The organism is Streptomyces sp. NPDC056600 (genome assembly GCF_042792855.1).
Classification (GTDB): Bacteria; Actinomycetota; Actinomycetes; order Streptomycetales; family Streptomycetaceae; genus Streptomyces.
This window is the reverse complement of sequence record NZ_JBHTVQ010000024.1, coordinates 75,406-93,725: the sequence shown is the minus strand read 5'-3', so window position 1 is coordinate 93,725 and position 18,320 is coordinate 75,406. Positions and strand designations below refer to the sequence as shown.

The following is an 18,320-nucleotide window of genomic DNA, read 5'->3' as shown; positions in this document are numbered from 1 at the left end:
CTGCTGGGGCCCGACGCGGGTCATGACGTGTTCGACCGGCCGGGTGCGACGTTGTGCCGGCTGAACGGTGATCTGACGTCGGCGACGGTGGACCTGAGTGTGCGTGTTCCTCCGGGGTTCGATGTGGAGGCGTTGGTGCGGGGGCTGCGTGAGCGTCTGCCCGCCGGCAGTCTGGAGGTGCGGAACTCGGTGGCGGCCTGCCGGGTGGGCCGGGCCGATCCGGTGGTGCGTGCCCTGGTGTCGGGGATCCGCCGGCTGCATGCCCAGCCGCGGCTGAAGGTGAAGACGGCGACGTCGGACATGAACACGCTCGCCGAGGTGTGGGACATCCCGATGGCGACCTACGGTCCCGGGGACAGCAGTCTCGATCACGCGGACGACGAGCACATCGTGCTGTCGGAGTACCTGCGGGGCATCGACGTGCTGACCAGTGCGATCGAGGAGCTCGCGGGTCTGCCCGCGCGCCCGGACCACGACCCGGCCGGCGAGGCGCCGCTACGCATCAGGAGTCTTCGGTGACCGACATGACCCGGCGCGTCGCCGCGCTCCCCGAACAACGCCGCACGCGGTTCCTCGCACGCCTGAGGGAACACGCGGAAACCGTGGCACGACGCGGGCCGACATCGCGCGGCCACACAGGCCCGACGCCGCTCTCCCCCGCGCAACGGACCCTGCGCTTCCTCGACCCCCTGGTCCCCGGCACCCAGTTGTGCCTGCGCCTTCGGGGCAGGCTCGACACGGGCGCGCTGCGCGAGGCGCTGGCGTCGACCGTGGCCCGGCACGAGGCGCTGCGGACCACGATCACCGAGCGCGAGGGCGCCTTGACGCAGGTCGTCGCCACCGAGGTTCCGGTCGCCCTGCCGCTGACCGAGGCGGAGAACATCGAGGCGGCACGAGCCCTCGTCGAGCGGCGGGCCGCCGAACCGTTCGACCTGGACCGTACGCCGATGTGGCGCGCGACACTGATCAGGGTCGGACAGGAGGACCACCTGTTCGTGCTCGACCTGCCCGCCCTCGTCTGCGACAGCCGCTCGCGCGGCGTGCTGCAGCGTGAACTCGTCGCCTCCTACACGGCCTTGACCGAGGGTGGCACGCCGAACCTGCCGGAACTGCCGGTGCAGTTCCCGGACTACGCCCGATGGCAGCACGACCGGCTCGACAGCGCCGACCTGGACAGGCTCGGCGCGTACTGGCGCGGCAAGCTGGCGGGCGCCGAGGTCCTGGAGTTCCCCACCGACCGGCCGCGCGGCGAGACCCGCACCTTCGCGGGCGACCGCACCCGCTTCACCGTCGGCGGCGAAGCCCTGCGGCGGGCCGACGAGCTGGCCCGGCAGGTGGACGCGAGTCCGTACGACGTCCTCGTCGCCGCGTTCTGCACGCTGCTGCACCGGTACTCCGGCCTCGACGACCTGGTGATCGGCTCGCCGGACGAGAACCGTCACCACGACGGCGTGTCCTCGGTGGTCGGATGCTTCACCGACCTGCGCGTGCTGCGAGCGGACCTCTCCGGCGATCCGACCTTCCGCGAGCTGGTCCGGCGGGTCGCCCGCGTGTCGGCGGAGGCCGACGAGCATGCGGGCCTGGCCTTCGACAAGCTGGTCGAAGCAGCGGACCCGGTCGTCGACCCGTCGCGCTCTCCCCTCTTCCAGATCGTGTTCGGCGTGACGGGCGCGGACACCACGGACACCGCCGCCGCCCCGCCCGGCATCGACATCTCGTACGAGGACGGCCCGGCCCGCACCTCCTGCTTCGACATGAGCTGGAACCTGAGCCGGTGGCCGGAGCCCGGGACGGACGCGGACCTCACCGTCGAGTTCAACACCCACCTGTTCGACGCCGAGAGCATCGCCCGGTTCACCCGGCACTACGACGGACTGCTGCACACCCTGACCGCGGCCCCGGACGCCCCGCTGTCCACGGCCGAGATGCTGAGCCCCACGGACAAGGCGTTCCTCACCGAGGCCGCCGGCGGCCCGGTGCGGCCGGTCCGCGAATCCACCGTGGTCGCGGAGTTCGAGGCGCGGGCGGCGGAGGCCCCGGAAGGCGTGGCCGTCGTCGTCTCCGGCGTGGAGACCAGCTACGCCGAGCTGAACGCCCGCGCGAACCGGCTCGCCGCCCTGCTGCGCGCGCACGGTGTGGAGCCCGGCGCGCGGGTCGGTCTGTGTCTGCGCAGAAACCTGGACCTGCCGACCGCGATCCTCGCGGTGCTCAAGGCCGGCGCGGCCTATGTGCCGCTCGACACGGCGCACCCCTCCGGGCGCGTGGCCGAGATCGCCCGGGACGCCCAGCTGCGCGTGGTGCTCGCGCACGCCGAGGCGCGCGGGACCGTGAGCGAGGTCGGCGCGCCCGTCGTGGTGCTGGACGAGGTCCGCGAGGCACTGGCGGCACTGCCGGACGACAACCCGCCGCTCGCGGCGGAGCCGGACGGCATCGCGTACGTCATCTACACCTCCGGCAGCACCGGCAAGCCGAAGGGCGTGCTCCTCAAGCACCGCGGCGTCGTCAACTTCATCGACTCGGCTCGTGAGTTGTTCGAGCTGACGCCGTCCGACCGGGTGCTCGGGTTCGCCTCGTCGACCTTCGACGTCTCCGTCTTCGAGACCTTCTCGGCCCTGCTGACCGGAGCCCGCCTGTGCCTGGCGACCGATGAGGAACGGCTGTCGGTCGAACGGCTCCAGACGCTGATGGAGCAGGCCCGTGTCACCGTCATCGACCTGCCCCCGACCGTGATGCCGCTGCTGACGCCGGAGAGGTTCACCGACCTGCGCATCGCGTTCGTCGGCGGCGAGGCGTTCAGCGGTGAGCTGGTGAACCGGTGGAACGCGGGCCGGCGCCTGTTCAACGGCTACGGGCCGACCGAGTGCACCGTGACGATGATCGTCGAGGAGTGCGGCGGCACCTGGGACGCGTCCCCGCCGATCGGCCTGCCCATGGCCAACCACGTGGCGCACGTCCTCGACGCCGGGCTGCGCCAGGTCCCGGTCGGTGTACCGGGTGAACTGGTCATCGGCGGCGCCGGGCTGGCGCACGGCTACCTCGACCGCGACGAGCTGACCGCCGAGAAGTTCGTCCCCGACCCGTTCGGCACCGCACTCGGCGGTCGCCTCTACCGGACCGGTGACCTGGTGAAGCGGCTTCCGGACGGACGCCTCGTCTTCCTCGGCCGCATCGACCAGCAGGTCAAGATCCGCGGCCTGCGGATCGAGCTGGGCGAGGTGGAATCGGCGCTGACCGGCTTCGAGGGGATGGGTCCGGTCCATGTCCGGGCGTGGAGCGACGACAACGGGGACAAGCACCTGGTCGGCTGCCTGACCGGGGTCACCGAGCAGCAGGTGCCCGCGGTACGCGAGCATCTGCGCGCGCTCCTGCCCTCGTACATGATCCCGTCCTTCTTCACGGTCCTCGACGAGCTGCCGCTGACCAGCAGCGGCAAGGTCGACTGGCGCAGGCTGCCCGCCCCCGACCTGAGCCGGTCGGGCGAGGGCCACGACGACGAGTCGCTGACCGGGACCGAGCGCACACTGCTGCGTGACGTGCTCGCCCCCCTGCTGCACGACGACAGGATCGGTGCGCACGACGACTTCTTCCTGGCGGGGGGCAACAGTCTCCAGGCCGTCCAGCTGATGTCGGCGATCCACCGCAGGTTCGGTGTGGAGATCACGCTCGGTGACTTCTTCGCCTCGCCCACGGTCGCGCACCTGGCCGCCACCATCGACGCCGTCCGCGCCGCGAGCAGCGCCGCGGGCAGCACCGACGACGGTGACCCGTTCGAGGCGCCGACGAAACCGTCCCGGCGGGATCCCGGCAGGGCGCCGGTGGTGATGCGTGAGGCCGGGCCGGCGCAGGTGGTCCTGCTGCACCCGTCGGGCGGCGAGCTGTTCTGCTACATCCCCTTGTCCAGGGCGCTGCGCGGCGACATCGGCGTGAGCGGATTCGCCGCCGACCCCCGGGACGCCGAGGTGCCCGCGCAGCAGGCGATGGCGGCGACCGCCGCACGCATCGCGCGCTCCCTGACCGGGACCGGCCTGTCCGCGTCCTGTTGCCTGGCCGGCTGGTCGTACGGGGGCGTGCTCGCCTTCGAGGTCGCCCGGCAGATCGAGGAGACCACCGGGCAGAAGCCGCCGGTGATCCTGCTGGACGCCGCCTACGACGAGGACTCCGTGCCCCTGGACGAGGCGACGTTGCGGCAGCGGTTCGTGCACGACGTCGCACGGCTGATCGGACGCGAGGGCCCCGAGGTGGCCGCGGTCCTCGAGGACCCGGCCGCCGGGGTGGCCGACGTCGGGAAGACCCTCATCGATCTGGGCGTCGAACTGGAGCTGACCGAGCAGGAGCTGGCCGACCGTTTCGCGACGTTCCGGTCCTGCGCGCTGTCCATGCAGGCGTACCGCCCGCCGGCCCCGTACGGCGGACCCGTCACCGTGCTCGTCGCCTCCCCGCACATCGCCATGGAAGAGCAGTGGCGGGCGGTGTGCACGGGCCCCTTCCGGGCCGAGCGCGTACCGGGCGACCACTACACCCTGTTCACCGAGCCGGCGATCGGCCGGGTCGTCGCGGCGATCGAAGAGACGCTCGCGTCGTGAGGAGACACACATGCGGTTCGGCTTCACAGAGGATCAGGAGCGGTTCCGGGCACAGGTACGGAAGGCTCTGCGCTCCGCCGAGGTCCAGGCCGCGGCGGCGGCGGCCACCGGCGCGTTCGGCGTGGAGCCCGACGCGCGCCCGCTCTACCGGCTGCTCGGGGAGCTGGGTCTGCTCACCGTGCACTGGCCCGTCGAGTACGGCGGCCGGGGCCGCTCGCTGACCGACGCCGCGATCGTCGCCGAGGAACTGGTTCGTGCCGGTGTGCCGGACACGTTCCATGTGAACACCGTCCAGATCGTCGGCCAGTTCCTGCTGATGGCGGGCAGCGAGGAGCAGAAGCAGCGGTATCTGCCTCCCATCGCCCGCGGCGAGAGCTTCGCGTCGGTGCTGTACACGGAGCCCGACGCCGGCTCCGACCTGGGCGGGCTGCGGGCGGTCGCCGAGGCGGACGGCGACGGCTACCGGATCACCGGCACCAAGGTGTTCAGTCTCAAGACCCGGTTCGTCGACCTCGGCCTGTGCGCCGCCCGCACGACGCCGGGTGCGGGCAAGTACCAGGGCATCAGTCTGTTCCTGGTCGACATGCGGGCCCCCGGTGTGACGGTGTCGACGATCCCCGGCATCGGCGACGAGCACTTCCACCGGGTCGACCTCGACGCGGTCGCGGTGCCGGGCGCGAACCTGCTCGGTCCGCGCGACGAGGGCTGGCCGCTGCTCAACGAGGCCCTGGCCATCGAACGCACCGGCCTGGACTACTACCTGAAGGCGGAGCACTGGCTGGACGCCGCCCTCGAAGCCCTGGTCGAGGGTGAACCGGAGGCCGTGCCCGGTGACCTCCTCGAGCAGATCGGCCGCTGGCACGGCGCGCTCGCCGCCGACCACGTCCTCGCCTGGGAGGTCCTCACCGGGATCGCGGCGGACCGGGTCGACCAGGTCGCGACAGCCGTCGCCAAGTACCACAGCAGCGAACTCGCCCAGTCCATCGCGGTCTGGGCCGCCGGCATCCCGAGCCCCGAGCAGCGGGCCGACCGCACCGGAGCGGCCGTGACCCTGGACTCCGCCTACCGGGAGGCTCCGGGACTGACGCTCTCGGCAGGCACCTCCGAGGTGATGCTCCAGATCATGGCCGCCTCGTTCGACTCCATCGGACAGGGAGACTGACATGGACCTCACGCCCGACCCGTTCGCCCTCCGGCTGCGCACGGCCCTGCGTGCCGGACTCGCCGGCGTGCCCGCCCGGATCGAGCTGCACGGCGCCCCGGTGACCGACGGCGCCGGCGGCCCGACCCGGGCGGTGCTCGACGCGCTGGAGGCGGCCGACTTCGAGCGCCCCGCCGACGCCGGCGGGCTCGGCCTGGGGCTGAGTGCCGGGGCCCTGGTCAGCGAGGAACTCGGCCGCGCGGCGTGCGGCAACTCCTACCGGGCCGCCGCGTTCGCCGCCGACCTGGACCTCGCCGCGCCGAGCGTGGCCCTGGCGGGGTTCGAAGCCCTGCCCACCGGCAGCGGGGTCACCGCGACGCCGCGCGCCGGCGGCTGGGAACTGACCGGCACGGTCACCGTCGACGACCCGAACGCCGATCGGTTCCTGGTGGCCACCCGGGTCGGCGGCGATCCGGTGCTGGTCGCGGTGGAGCGAACGGCGGACGGTGTCACCACGCAGGACGGGAGCTGGCCGCCGGTCGTCCGGTTCGCGGCCACGCCCGTCCCCGCGGCGGACGTCGTCGGCGCCCTGGACGAGGCTCCCACCGGTCCGCTCGCGCGCGCACGGCTGCGGCAGGCGGCCTACCTGCTGGGCATCGCCGACGGAGCGCACCGCATGGCCGTGGAGTACGTCTGCCTCCGCCGGCAGTTCGGCACCCGGCTGCGCGACCTGCCCGCGGTGTCGTTTCCCCTGGCGCGCGCGATGGTGGAGCTGCGGGCGACCAGGGCGGCGGTCCACCGAGGGGTCTGGCTGCTCGAATCCGATCCGGCCGCCGTCGGCACCGCGCCCCTCGTCGCCCTGGCCATGGCCTCCGAGACCGCGCGTGACGTCGTGCGCCTGAGCATGCAGAGCTGCGGGGTACGCGCGATGACGTCGGAACTGGGCCTGCACCGGTACTTCCGGCTGGCCGCGGCGGAGTCCACCCGGTACGGAGATCCCGCCGCGCTCTGGCGGACGGTCGGCGCCGACCGCCTCCGGACGGTCCAGGGTGCCGCGTCCTGAGGGGAGCCCCGGGCCGCGACGGCACCCCGGCCGTGGATCAACTGGCACGGGAGCTCCCCAGCGACAACTCCCGTGTCATGCCGTCGGCGTGGGCGGCCGAGTGGATGAGACCGGTCCGGTAGGCCAGCGACACCAGCTCCGCACGGTCGCGGACGCCGAGCTTGGTGCGCACGCGGTAGAGATGGGTCCTGACCGTGGCCTCGCCGATGATCAGTTCGCGCGCCACGTCCTCGGTGGACATGCCCTGGGCCACCATCCGCGTCACTTCCCGTTCCCGCGGGGTCAGCTCGGTCATTTCCGGACAGGTCTCGGCCTTCTGCGGTTCCGGCTGCGCACGGAACCAGGTGACCAGGCGCCGCGCGATGTTCGGCGCGAGCACGGTCTGGCCGGCGGCCGCCCCGTGGATCGCGGTGATCAGTTCCTGAGGACTCACGTCCTTGCCGAGCAGACAGCTCGCGCCGGCGTGCAGCACGTCGCTCACCGTCTCGTCGGTGTCGGCCGCGGTGAAGACGACGACATGGGGCGACTCGTCCTCGTGACCGAGTCTGCGGATCATCTCCAGACCGGAAATGGTCTGGAGGTCGAGATCCGTGACCACGACGTCGGGACGCATGGTGCGCACCAGGACGATGGCTTCCATGCCGTTGTGGGTCGTACCGATCACCTCGATGTCCGGCACCGCGTCGAGGAGAGTCTTGAGACCGTCCGCGATCACGGGCAGCTGGTCACAGACGAGCACCCGAATGGTCATTGTGTTGCCCCCGACAAAGGAGTGAGAGGGAAGCCCCGCTGTCATCAATGGGTTGCTGCGCGCGGGGATCGTGAGCCTCGTGAGCTCGTGTGCGGGCCGCGATGAGCGGCCGCGGCGGGTCTGCTCAGCCGTTGCCGTGGCTTGTTCCGGGCCGGCCGGGGACCGTGCCCGCCAGGAGACCGGAGGCGGCGACAGCAGAGGTGGGACGCATGGGGAAGCTCCTTCGACGAGACGCGCCGTTTCGACTTCGCCAAGACTCGCAACTGCTCTTCCCTGCCGGTTCCCGTCCTGGCACCGGTCCGGTCCCTTCGCCGGAGAGCGCCCGGCGTACGGGGCTCGACGTGCCGTGCCGTCCGCGGACCACCCTGTGCCCCGGCGGTGAGGGGAGGCGCGGCGGCGTGGCCGGATTCCCCCGCGCGTACCGCACGAGTCCCGCCCCGGAGGCGCACGAGTCCCGCTCGAGAGGCGCACCGTGGCGCGGTCGACGCCGTCCGCGCCGCCGGCCGCCCCGCTCCGTACAGCGAGACGCGTGGTCCCGCCGGTGCGGCGTCCACGTACCGCTTACCCGTGGGTGCACCTGACGCGGACGCGCGCCCCGCCGGTCCGTCCGTAGCGTCCGTCGTACGTGCTGGGACGGTCGGCGCAAGCGGTCCGGTCCCACGGGTGATGCCACACCGAACAGGGGTACTTCCGTGCGCAGTGACTGGACAGTCAAGCCGGTGGGTCTGCCGCTCATCCGCCGCCGTTGCCAGACGTGTACGTCCGACACGTTCCGGACGACCGGCAAGTTCCGCGTCAACGCGAACCACAAGCTCCTCGACGTCTGGCTGCTCGCGCTCTGCACCCGATGCGGCGCGACCACGAAGATCACCATTGTCGAGCGGACGAACGTGCGCTCGGTCAGGCCCGATCTGCTGGACCGCGCGCACGAGAACGACCCGGCTCTCGCCGCCGAGCTGCTCCAGGACGGCGTCGTACGGCGTCGCAATCACATCGCCCTCGACTGGAGCGACGCCTGGCGGCTCGACACCGGTGGATCGGATCATCCGGTCCGTGAGGCGATCGACGTCTCGGTGCGCTTCGACGCACACATCCCGGTCAGGCCGGTGCGGCTCATCGCGGAAGGCTGCGGCCTGTCGCGGGCCGAGGTCGAGCGGCTGATCACGGAAGGCAGACTCGTCTCGGCGGTTCGCCTGAGCGGAAAGCTCTCCAGCGACTTCGACTTCACGCTCAAGCGCGACGCGGGTTGATTCCGCGCCGTCCGCTCTCCCGAACACATGGTGAAAACCAGGGCCGGCCCCCGATCACGTGGGGCCGGCCCTGGACGTGTGCCGGCTCCCGGGCTCTCGCGGATGTCCGCCCGCCCGGGTAAACGCGGTGCGCAGGAGCGGCGGAGCGCCGTAACCGCCCCGCGTCCCGGTGGATGAACTTGTCGCGGACGTGCCCGGTGCCGCAGTGGCCGTAGCTTCCCATGGACGCGGCCGACGGCCGCTCGGATTCTCGAGCCGCTCACCGCATTGACCGTCCGAGTGAGGATCACGATGAGTCTCTCCGAAGTGTTCGACCCCGACATCCTCACCCTGCCGCTGTACGACGACGCCCACCGCGCACTCGCCGGGGAGATCGGGCAGTGGTGTGCGGACCGGTCCGAGGCGTGGGCGTCGTCCGACACCACCGATCCGGCCGCCGTCGGACGGGCGATGCTCACCGAGCTCGGCCGGTCGGGGTGGCTGAGCCACCTCGGCCCCGACCGTCCGGACTCCGACATGAGGGCCCTGTGCCTGAGACGCCAGACTCTCGCGTACCACGACGACCTGGCCGACTTCACCTACTCGATCCAGGAGCTGACCGCCGCCGCGATATCGCGCCACGGCAGCGCCGAGCAGCGTCGCCGTGAACTGCCGGGCCTGGCCGACGGGACCCGTGCGGGGGCGCTGGCCCTCTCCGAGCCCGGCGCGGGCTCCGACCTCGCCGCCGTGGTGCTCGAGGCGACCCCGGACGGGGACGGGTTCGTCCTCAACGGGACCAAGACCTGGATCGCGCAGGGCGACATCGCCGACGTGTGCGTCGTCCTCGCCCGCACGGGCGACGGCCCGGGGCCGCTGGGGCTGACCGCCTTCGTCGTCGACGGCCGCGCCCCCGGTCTCAAGGCCGAGCCCATCGGCGCGATCGCGCCGCGCTCCTGGGCCGAACTGACCTTCACCGACGTCCGCGTGGGTCCCGAGGCCGTCCTGGGCGAGCGCGGCCAGGGACTCGTGGTCGCGCTCGACATCCTCGAACGGGCCCGGACGACCGTGGCCGGCGCCGCGCTCGGCTTCGCCCGGCGCGCCTTCCGGCTCGCCGTAGGCCATGCCCGTACCCGCAAGGCCTACGGCGGCCGGCTGGCCGACCTCCAGCTCGTCAGGTCCTCGCTCGCGAACATGGACGTCAAGCTCTCGGCCGCCGCGCTGCTGACCGCCCGCGCCGCCTGGGCGACGGACCTCGGCCACGATCACGCCAAGCACGCGTCGACGGCGAAGCTCTACGCCACCGAGGCCGCGGGCGAGATCGTCGACGGCGCCGTCCAGATCTTCGGCGCCGCCGGGCTCGTCGCGGGCAGCCCGATGGAGCGGCTCTACCGCCAGGTCCGTTCCCTGCGGATCTACGAAGGGGCCTCCGAGGTCATCGAGATGACGATCGCCGACGCCCTGTGAAGCACGGCCGGGACGGTCCCCGTGGCACCGCGAGGGCCCGGAACGTCCCGGTCACCGCCGTCCGCGACATCGAACGGGTTCCCGCCGGGGCCTGCCGCCCGGTCCGCACCGGGCCACCGCCGACACCGAGGAGGTGGGCAACCGGGGCTCCACCGGCTCGCCCGATCAGGTCCGACCTGCACTGCCCAGACAACCGTCCGAGAACGAACGCACTGATCCCGGCCCACCGGCGGACACCGACGGTGCCGCGCCAAGGCGTCGTGAGACGTGCCGACACCCTGCACCTTCACAGGAAGGACCTTTCGTGGGATCCGTAGAGAAGCCGATGACGGCGTCCGGCGCCGTCGAGCAGGCCAGTCACCTCCGGCTCGTCGGCATCGGCGCAGGACCGGCCAACCTGAGTCTGGCCGCGCTGCTGCACGGCGATTCGCAGCAACCGAACCTCTTCTTCGACCGCAAGCCGAGCTTCACCTGGCACGACGACCAGCTGATCAACGGTGCGACCCTCCAGGTGTCGATCTTCAAGGACCTGGTGAGCCTCTCCGACCCGACCAACCGCTTCTCGTTCCTGTCGTACCTGCACGAGCACGGCCGGATCTACCACTTCCTCAACGCCCAGTTCGCCGAGGTGCCGCGCACCGAGTTCCGCAACTACCTGGCCTGGGCGGCCGAGAAGAACGAGAACGTGGTCTTCTCCGAGACCGTCGAACGGGTCGACTTCGACGGCGTCTTCCGCATCACCACCGATCGCCGTCAGGTCACCGCGGACAACATCGCCGTGGGCGTCGGCACCGTTCCGTGGGTGCCCGAGTTCGCCCGTCCGCACCTGGGCGCCGGCCACTTCCACGTCAGCCAGTACCTGAACCACGCGCGGAACCTGGCGGGCAAGCGCGTCGCCGTGGTCGGCGGCGGCCAGTCCGGGGCCGAGACCTTCCTCGACCTCATCTCCCGGCCCGACGCCGAGCGCCCGGCCTGGGTGTCCTGGGTCTCCAAGCGCCGCAACTACTTCCCGATCGACGACTCGACCTTCACCAACGACTTCTACATGCCGGAGTACTCCGAGTACTTCTACCGGCTGTCGGAGTCCAAGCGCGCGGAGCTCAACTCCGCTCACCTGCTCAGCTCGGACGGGATATCCGAGTCGACCCTCCGGGCGATCTATCAGCAGCTGTACCGGCTGCAGTTCATCGAGCGGGACGAGCACCGCTTCGGGCTGCTGCCCAACCGGACCGTCGTGTCCGCCGACCGCACGGCCGCCGGCACGTTCGAGGTGACGCTGCGTCACAACGACGAGTCGGGGCAGAGCCAGTGCCTCCCGGTCGACGCGGTGGTGTGGGCGACCGGCTTCCGTCCCACTCCCAAGAAGTTCCTCGATCCCCTGAAGGACCGCATCGAGACCGAGAACGGTGAGGTCCGCGTCGACGAGGACTTCGCCGTCGCCTGGGACGGCCCGCCGGACCGGAAGATCTTCGTGCAGAACGCGGTGCGCGGACAGCGCGGCCTGCCCGACGTGAACCTGAGCCTGAACGCCTGGCGGGCCCAGCGCATCGCCAACCGCCTGCGCGGGCGCAGCGCCCCCGAGATGGCGATGTCGTTCATCGACTGGTCGGCCAAGAGCGGGCGGGGCACGCAGTGGACCGCGTAGACCTCGCCGTCGTCGGCGGGGGAGTCATCGGCGCGCTCATCGCCCGTGAGGCGGTCGCCGCGTACCCCGACGCGACCGTCGCCGTGCTGGAACGCGGCCTGATCGGCCAGGGCGCCTCCGGCCGCTCGGCCGGTGTCCACTTCCCGCGCGGGGCGACCGAGCGCGTCCGGTCCATGTCCGAGCACTCCCAGCGTGTCTGGGAGTACCTGGCCGCCGAACTCGGCCTGCCGATACGCGCGGTGCCCGCCACGGTGGTCGCTGCGGCCGGCGACGCCGACGCGGTCTCCGCCGCCTACCTGCGCCTCGGTGCCGAGTCCGCCCCGGCCCGCGGCTGGGCGGTGCCGCCGGGCTCCCGGGCATGGGACCTCGACGGGTGCCAGTACGCCGACGTCCAGGCGGTCACCGCGCGCGTCCTGGCCGGGCTGCGCGACCGGGTGACCGTCCTGGAGGGAACCGAGGTCACGGACCTCTCCTTCAACGGCGAGCACCACCGCCTCACCCTCGGCCCGGGGCAGGAGCTGTCCGCCCGCCGGGTCGTCCTGGCCCCCGGCCCGTGGATCGCGCACCCCGCCTGGGCCGACCTCGTCGCTCCGCTCGGGCTGCGCGTGAAGAAGGTCGTCGCCGCCCACGTCGAAGGGACGCCCGCAGCCGGCGATCCGCTCGTGGTGCTCCACGACGACGACGCGTTCCTCCTGCCGCTCCACGAGCGCGGCCACTACCTGTTCAGCTACACCTGCACCCGCTGGGACGTCGCCCCCGACGACGCGGGCCTCGTCCTGGAGCCGTCCGACCTCGCGGAGGCCCGTGCGACGCTGGGCCGCTTCGCGCCCGGCCTGGTGGACCGGTGCACCTCGGGCCGGGTGTTCTGCGACGCGTACAGCCCGCGCCGCGAACCCGTCGTCGCCGAGCTGTTGCCCGGCCTGGTCTTCGCCGGAGCCGCGAACGGCTCCGGCTACCGGCTGGCCCCGGCCATCGCCGCCGAGACCGTCGCCGCCCTGGATCTCACACCGACCGGGGCCACCTCCCCGCCACTACGGAGGCAGTCATGATCCTCAACCAGTACAGCGAATCCGAACTGTCCGACGCCTTCGGCATCGAGATGTCCCCGGTCGAGGGCCTCGGTGTCGGCGCCGGCTGGGGCCGCGTCGCCCCGGGGGCCTCCTCGCACAGCGACCGGCACGACGAGACGGAGTTCTTCGTCATCGTCGCCGGTACGGGCGAGCTGACCGTCGACGGCCGCAGCCACCCGGTCGGTCCGGGCACCGTGGCGCTCTTCGAGCCCTTCGAGTCGCACGTCATCACCAACACCGGCGGGACGGACCTGGTCTTCCTGACCCAGTACTGGCGCGATGCGGCCCGGGCCCGTGCGTCGGCGACGTCCCGCGTCCGCGCGAACCCCACCGACCGCCCCCAGTTCGTGTTCTCCACGCCGCCGACCCCGAACGGCGACCTCCACCTCGGTCACCTCTCCGGCCCCTACCTGGGCGCCGACGTCTACGTCCGCTACCAGCGCCTCATCGGCAACCAGGCGTGGCACCTGACCGGCAGTGACGACTTCCAGAGCTACGTCACGGCCGTCGCGGCCCGCGAGGGCTCCACGTCCGCCGAGGTCGCCGCGCACTTCTCGGCCGAGATCGCCGCGACGCTCGCCGCGATGGACATCAGCGTCGACGAGTACTACGTCACGAGCACGGAGGAGGGCTACCGCGAGGGCCTCCAGCGCTACTTCACCCGGCTCGTCGACTCCGGGCACGTCCGTCCCCGGGCGACGCCGGCCCTGCTCGACGCCGAGACCGGCGATTACCTCTACGAGGTCGACGTCAGCGGCACCTGCCCCAGTTGCTCGCACGGCGCGGGCGGCAACATCTGCGAGGAGTGCGGCGAGCCCAACCTCGTCGCCGACCTCGTCGACCCGTCCTCACGCCTGAGCAGTGCCGCGCCGAAGACCGATGAGGTCGTGCGCTACACCCTGCCGCTGCACGAGTTCGCCGACGTCGTCGCCGACCACCACAAGCGGGGCCGGGTCCCGGTCCGGCTGCGGGAGCTGGCCGAGCGGGTCTTCGCCCGCCCGTCGCTCGACCTGCCGGTCTCGCACCCCTCCGACTGGGGCGTGCGGCCCGCCGGGGACGACCTGGACGGACAGGTCATCTGGGTCTGGCCGGAGATGAGCCACGGCTTCCTGCACGGCATCGAACGACTCGGCGCCGGGACGGGGCAGCAGTGGTCGAAGGATGCGCCTTCCAAGGACTGGAAGATCGTCCACTTCTTCGGGTACGACAACAGCTTCTACCACGCGATCCTCTACCCGGTCCTGTACGGGCTCGCCCACCCCGGGTGGAACCCGGACATCGACTACCACGTCAACGAGTTCTATCTGCTGGAGGGCCAGAAGTTCTCCACCAGCCGGCGGCACGCGATCTGGGGCAAGGAGATCCTCACGCCCGACACCGTGGACGCGGTGCGCTACTACCTCTCCCGCACCCGGCCCGAGGGCGAGCGCACCGACTTCCGTCGCGCCGAGTTCGACCGGACCTGCGCGGACACCCTCGTCGGCGAGTGGCAGGAGTGGCTCACCGGTCTCGGCGAGCGCGTCGAGCGGCACGCCGACGGCGTGGCCCCCGACGCGGGCACCTGGACGACCGAGCACACCGCGTTCCTGGCCCGCCTGTCGATACGGCTCGACGAGGTCACGGCCGCCCTCAACCCGGAGGGGTTCTCGCTGACGGCCGCCGCGTCCGCCCTCGAGGGCATCGTCACCGACGTCCGCGCCTTCTCCCGTCAGCAGGCGGCCCTGGCGCACGACGGCCGGTGGAGCTCCGAGGCCCGTACCGCCCTCGCGCTCGAACTGGCCGCGGCCCGCCTGCTCGCCACCACGTCGGCGCCGCTGATGCCGCGCTTCTCGGCCAAGCTCACCGCCGCCCTCGGCCTCCCGGCCGTCGCCACCTGGTCCGAGACGGTCGTCCTGGTCGAGCCCGGCAGCCGCTGCACCCTCGCGGACACCCGCTTCTTCGGGACCGGCGAGCAGCGATGACCGAATCGATCATCAACCGCGTCATCACCGACCGGCCCGCGCACGACGGCTCCCTCACCGTCACCGGACTCGGCCACCGCACCACCCTGCCGCTGTCCGCGTTCCACGACCGGGCCAGGGCCGTCGCCGCGGCGCTGGGCCGTCGGGGCATCGGCGCCGGCGACCGTATCGGCATCCTGTCGGCCAACCGGCTCGAATGGGTGCTGCTCGACGTCGCCGCGCTCATGCTCGGAGCGCAGACCGCCGGGTTCGAGCCCGGCAAGTTCAGCCCCGACGCCGACCTGGTCGAGCGCTACGGCCTCGACGCCCTCTACACCGACGTCCCGCTGCCCGACGACGCTCCGTCCGGGGTCCTGCCGATCTCGGCCGTCGCCGGCTACGCCGAGGAGGACTGCGACGGATTCGTGCCGGAGCGGTGGGCCGCGACGCAGTGCACGACCGTCAAGTTCACCTCCGGATCGACCGGCGCGCCCAAGGGACTCGAGGCCACCGTCGGCAGCATCGACTCCTCGCTGCGCGCCGTGCAGAGCCTGTTCGCGCACCGGCCGGGCGACAACATCCTGACGTTCCTGCCGCTCTCGCTGCTCCAGCAGCGTTACTGGCTGTACTCGGCGCTGTACTGGGGCCACGACATCACGATCACGACGTACCAGTCCGTCTTCGCCGTGCTGCCGTCCGTCCGTCCCACCGTCGTCATGGGCGTCCCCGCCTTCTTCGACACGGCCAGGCGGCACATCGAAGGCGTCATCGACGGGGGCGTCGAACCGGACAAGGCCGCCGCCGAACTCTTCGGCGACCGCATCCGCTACCTGTGGACGGGTTCGGCGCCCGCCGACCCGGCGACGCTCGGGTTCTACGGTGAGGCCGGCCTCGCGATCTTCGAGGGCTACGGCCTCAACGAGACCTGCATCGCCACCAAGAACCACCCCGGGGCCCACCGCGAGGGCAGTGTCGGCCGGGCACTGCCCGGCAAGGAGATCGTCATCGACGACGAGGGCATCGTCTGCGTCCGCAGCGACCATCCGGTCAACACCGCGTACACGTACGCCGCGCCGGGCGACAGCGAGCGCATGTTCCGGCCGGGCGGCTTGGTGCGCACCGGGGATCTCGGCCGCCTCGACGAGGACGGCTTCCTCTACATCCTCGGTCGCAGCGACGACGTCATCGTCCTCGACAACGCCAAGAAGATCATCGTCAGGCCGATCGAGACCCGGTTCCGCGACACCGGCGCGGTGGCCGAATGCGTCGTGTACTGCCCCACCCAGGCCGGACTGGTCGCCGTCGTGTCGCCCCACCCGGGACCGGTCGACACGGCCGCGATCGGCGAGGCGCTGGCCGCGGTCAACGCCGCGTCGGAGCGCGACGAGCGGATCATCCGCGTGATCGTGGCCGACGAGCCGTTCACCGTCGAGGGCGGGCTCCTCACCTCACAGTTCAAACCGATCCGCAAGCGCATCGCGGACCGCTACAGAGACCGGATCGACAACCCGAAGGCAGGCATCCTTGTCCAGTGACCTCGACACCCTGGCCCGCGAGACGCTCTCCCGGGTGCTGCGCGACCACCCGGACCCCGCGAGCCTCGACCCCGGCGAGAACCTCGTGGAGACGTACGGGATCACCTCGCTCAACAAGGTCCTGTTCCTGACCTCCCTGTGCAGGGCGGCGGACGTCGGACTCGACAACTTCACCGAGGACGACCTCGCCGGGATGCGCACGCTCGGCAACGTCGTCGAGGCCCTCCGCCCCCACGCCCCCCTGAAGGGATGAGTTCCTTGACCCACCACGCCTGGAGCCGGCACGCCTCCGTCCTCCTCGGCAACGAGCACGTCGAACTTCACCCGATCTCGGAGGAAGACCGTGGACCACTGCGCAAGATCGCGTTCGACGACCGGATCTGGACCTATTTCGTATCCCGTGTCGAGAGCGACGCTGATTTTGACCAGTTTTTCGACGCCATGCTTGCTGACCAGGCCGCCGGCAAGCGCGCGGTCCACGTCATCGTGGACAGGAGCACCGGACAGGTCGCCGGCAGCTCCAGCTACGGCAACATGAGCGAAGCCGACGGGCGACTGGAGATCGGCTGGTCCTGGCTCGGAGTCGACTTCCAGGGCAGGGGCATCAACCGCTGGGCCAAGTACCTGCTGCTCCAGCACGCGTTCGACGTCCTGGGCGCCGAGCGCGTCGAGTTCAAGACCGACGTCCTCAACGTCCAGGCGCGTGCCGGACTGCGCAAGATCGGTGCGTACGAGGAAGGCGTCATGCGCAGCTTCAACCCGATGCCCGGGGGCCGCAGGCGTGACGCGATCTACTACTCGGTGCTCCGCGACGAATGGCCCTCGGTCGAGGAGCAGCTCCGCCGCGTCGGCAGGGCGGTCAACCCGTGCGCGTGACCGAAGCGCCGCTCCTGGAGCTGTCCGGCTCGCCGCATGCCCGTGGTGTCCTCCACGGGCGCGCGCTGGCCGGGCGGCTCCGCGGCTTCCTCGACGACTCGCTCGCCCGCCTCGGCCACCTCACCGACCGGCCGGCCGACCTCGACGCGCTGCGGCCCGACATCGCGGCGCACCGCGCGGTGGTCGGCGAGGCGCTGCCGGACCTCGCCGCCGAGATCGACGGCCTCGCCGCCGGCGCGGGGATCGACCGCGACGCGGCCTGGCTGCTGCAACTGCGCCGCGAGTTGATCGGCTACAGCCGAGTCACCGCCGGGGACTGCACGACCTACGCCTCGGCCGGCGGCGCGCCGGTGCTCGCCCAGACGGTCGACCTGAACGGCGACCTCGACGACCAGATCGCCGTGCTGTCGGTCTCCGGGCCGCGCCACCGCTCCCTGGTGCTCAGCTTCGCCGGTCTCCTCGGCTACCTCGGTGTCAACGACGCCGGGGTCGCCGTGGGCATCAACCTCGTCCTCGGCGGCGACTGGCGGCCGGGCGTGCCGCCGTACCTGGCGATCCGGCACGTCCTCGACACCGCGGGAACGGTCGAGCAGGCCGTCGGGATCCTCCAGGAGCTGCCGCTGGCCAGTTCGCGGGCGTTCATGATCTGCGGCGTGGACCGGACCGTGTGCGTCGAGGCCACGGTCGCGCGGCGCCGCGTCCTCGAAGGGGACGAACTGGCGCACACGAACCACTTCCTGGACGCCGAGCTCGCCGAGCAGGACGAGATCAACGTCTTCGCCAAGAACTCCTCCAAGCGGCGCCTGCGGACGGTTCTCGACGCGGGCATCCCGAAGGCCGACGACACGGAGGGCCATCACCGGCTGCTCTCCACGCCCCCGGTCCTGGTGCCGGACAACGGAGACATCCGGCGGGAGCGCACGGTCGCGGCGGTGCTCCTGCGCCCGGACCTGGGAGAGATGCGGCTGTGGCCCGGCGACCCGTCCGTCGTGCCGGAGCAGGTGCACGTCCTCCGGTAGGCGG

Annotated in this window: 14 protein-coding genes; 13 read left to right on the top strand and 1 reads right to left on the bottom strand. The window is 71.8% G+C overall.

Features of this window, described 5'->3' with window-relative positions:
• The 4 genes from ACFRAV_RS14950 to ACFRAV_RS14935 form a co-directional block, all read left to right on the top strand.
• Positions 1–519, top strand: a 519-nt coding sequence (locus ACFRAV_RS14950; protein WP_382555300.1) for a M20/M25/M40 family metallo-hydrolase, incomplete at its 5' end; no start/stop codon positions are given.
• A gap of 5 nt (positions 520–524) precedes the next feature.
• Positions 525–4,583: an amino acid adenylation domain-containing protein gene (locus ACFRAV_RS14945; RefSeq protein ID WP_382555307.1), complete on the top strand. Its 4,059-nt coding sequence runs from the start codon at positions 525–527 to the stop codon at positions 4,581–4,583.
• Positions 4,584–4,593: 10 nt separating this feature from the next.
• Positions 4,594–5,745, top strand: coding sequence for an acyl-CoA dehydrogenase family protein (locus tag ACFRAV_RS14940; protein WP_382555297.1), 1,152 nt, complete (start codon positions 4,594–4,596; stop codon positions 5,743–5,745).
• 1 nt (position 5,746) lies between these two features.
• Positions 5,747–6,787, top strand: coding sequence for an acyl-CoA dehydrogenase family protein (locus ACFRAV_RS14935; RefSeq protein WP_382555295.1), 1,041 nt, complete (start codon positions 5,747–5,749; stop codon positions 6,785–6,787).
• Positions 6,788–6,824: 37 nt separating this feature from the next.
• Here the strand turns inward: ACFRAV_RS14935 and ACFRAV_RS14930 are convergent, their stop codons facing one another.
• On the bottom strand, positions 6,825–7,538 hold the full coding sequence (locus ACFRAV_RS14930; protein WP_382555294.1) for a response regulator: 714 nt from the start codon (positions 7,536–7,538) through the stop codon (positions 6,825–6,827).
• A 719-nt stretch (positions 7,539–8,257) separates the two neighbouring features.
• Between ACFRAV_RS14930 and ACFRAV_RS14925 the strand changes: the two genes are divergently transcribed.
• From ACFRAV_RS14925 to ACFRAV_RS14885, 9 genes are all read left to right on the top strand, one after another.
• Complete coding sequence (locus ACFRAV_RS14925) at positions 8,258–8,788, top strand: DUF1062 domain-containing protein (protein ID WP_382555291.1); 531 nt, start codon at positions 8,258–8,260, stop codon at positions 8,786–8,788.
• 291 nt (positions 8,789–9,079) lie between these two features.
• Positions 9,080–10,231: an acyl-CoA dehydrogenase family protein gene (locus tag ACFRAV_RS14920; protein ID WP_382555288.1), complete on the top strand. Its 1,152-nt coding sequence runs from the start codon at positions 9,080–9,082 to the stop codon at positions 10,229–10,231.
• 325 nt (positions 10,232–10,556) lie between these two features.
• Positions 10,557–11,876, top strand: a complete 1,320-nt coding sequence (locus ACFRAV_RS14915; RefSeq protein WP_382555305.1) for a lysine N(6)-hydroxylase/L-ornithine N(5)-oxygenase family protein — start codon at positions 10,557–10,559, stop codon at positions 11,874–11,876.
• The gene (locus tag ACFRAV_RS14910; protein WP_382555285.1) at positions 11,864–12,925 is read left to right on the top strand and encodes an NAD(P)/FAD-dependent oxidoreductase; all 1,062 of its coding nucleotides are present in this window, start codon (positions 11,864–11,866) and stop codon (positions 12,923–12,925) included. Before ACFRAV_RS14915 ends, ACFRAV_RS14910 begins: the two co-directional genes overlap by 13 nt.
• The gene (locus ACFRAV_RS14905) at positions 12,922–14,907 is read left to right on the top strand and encodes a class I tRNA ligase family protein (RefSeq protein WP_382555282.1); all 1,986 of its coding nucleotides are present in this window, start codon (positions 12,922–12,924) and stop codon (positions 14,905–14,907) included. Before ACFRAV_RS14910 ends, ACFRAV_RS14905 begins: the two co-directional genes overlap by 4 nt.
• Entirely contained in the window at positions 14,904–16,421 is a 1,518-nt protein-coding gene (locus ACFRAV_RS14900; RefSeq protein ID WP_382555278.1) for an AMP-binding protein, read from the top strand. The genes ACFRAV_RS14905 and ACFRAV_RS14900 overlap by 4 nt, the downstream gene beginning before the upstream one ends.
• Positions 16,411–16,674, top strand: a complete 264-nt coding sequence (locus ACFRAV_RS14895; RefSeq protein ID WP_382555275.1) for an acyl carrier protein — start codon at positions 16,411–16,413, stop codon at positions 16,672–16,674. Before ACFRAV_RS14900 ends, ACFRAV_RS14895 begins: the two co-directional genes overlap by 11 nt.
• Positions 16,671–17,297: a GNAT family N-acetyltransferase gene (locus ACFRAV_RS14890; protein ID WP_382555272.1), complete on the top strand. Its 627-nt coding sequence runs from the start codon at positions 16,671–16,673 to the stop codon at positions 17,295–17,297. Before ACFRAV_RS14895 ends, ACFRAV_RS14890 begins: the two co-directional genes overlap by 4 nt.
• Positions 17,294–18,316, top strand: coding sequence for a C45 family autoproteolytic acyltransferase/hydolase (locus ACFRAV_RS14885; protein WP_382555269.1), 1,023 nt, complete (start codon positions 17,294–17,296; stop codon positions 18,314–18,316). Before ACFRAV_RS14890 ends, ACFRAV_RS14885 begins: the two co-directional genes overlap by 4 nt.
• Positions 18,317–18,320 lie beyond the last annotated feature (4 nt).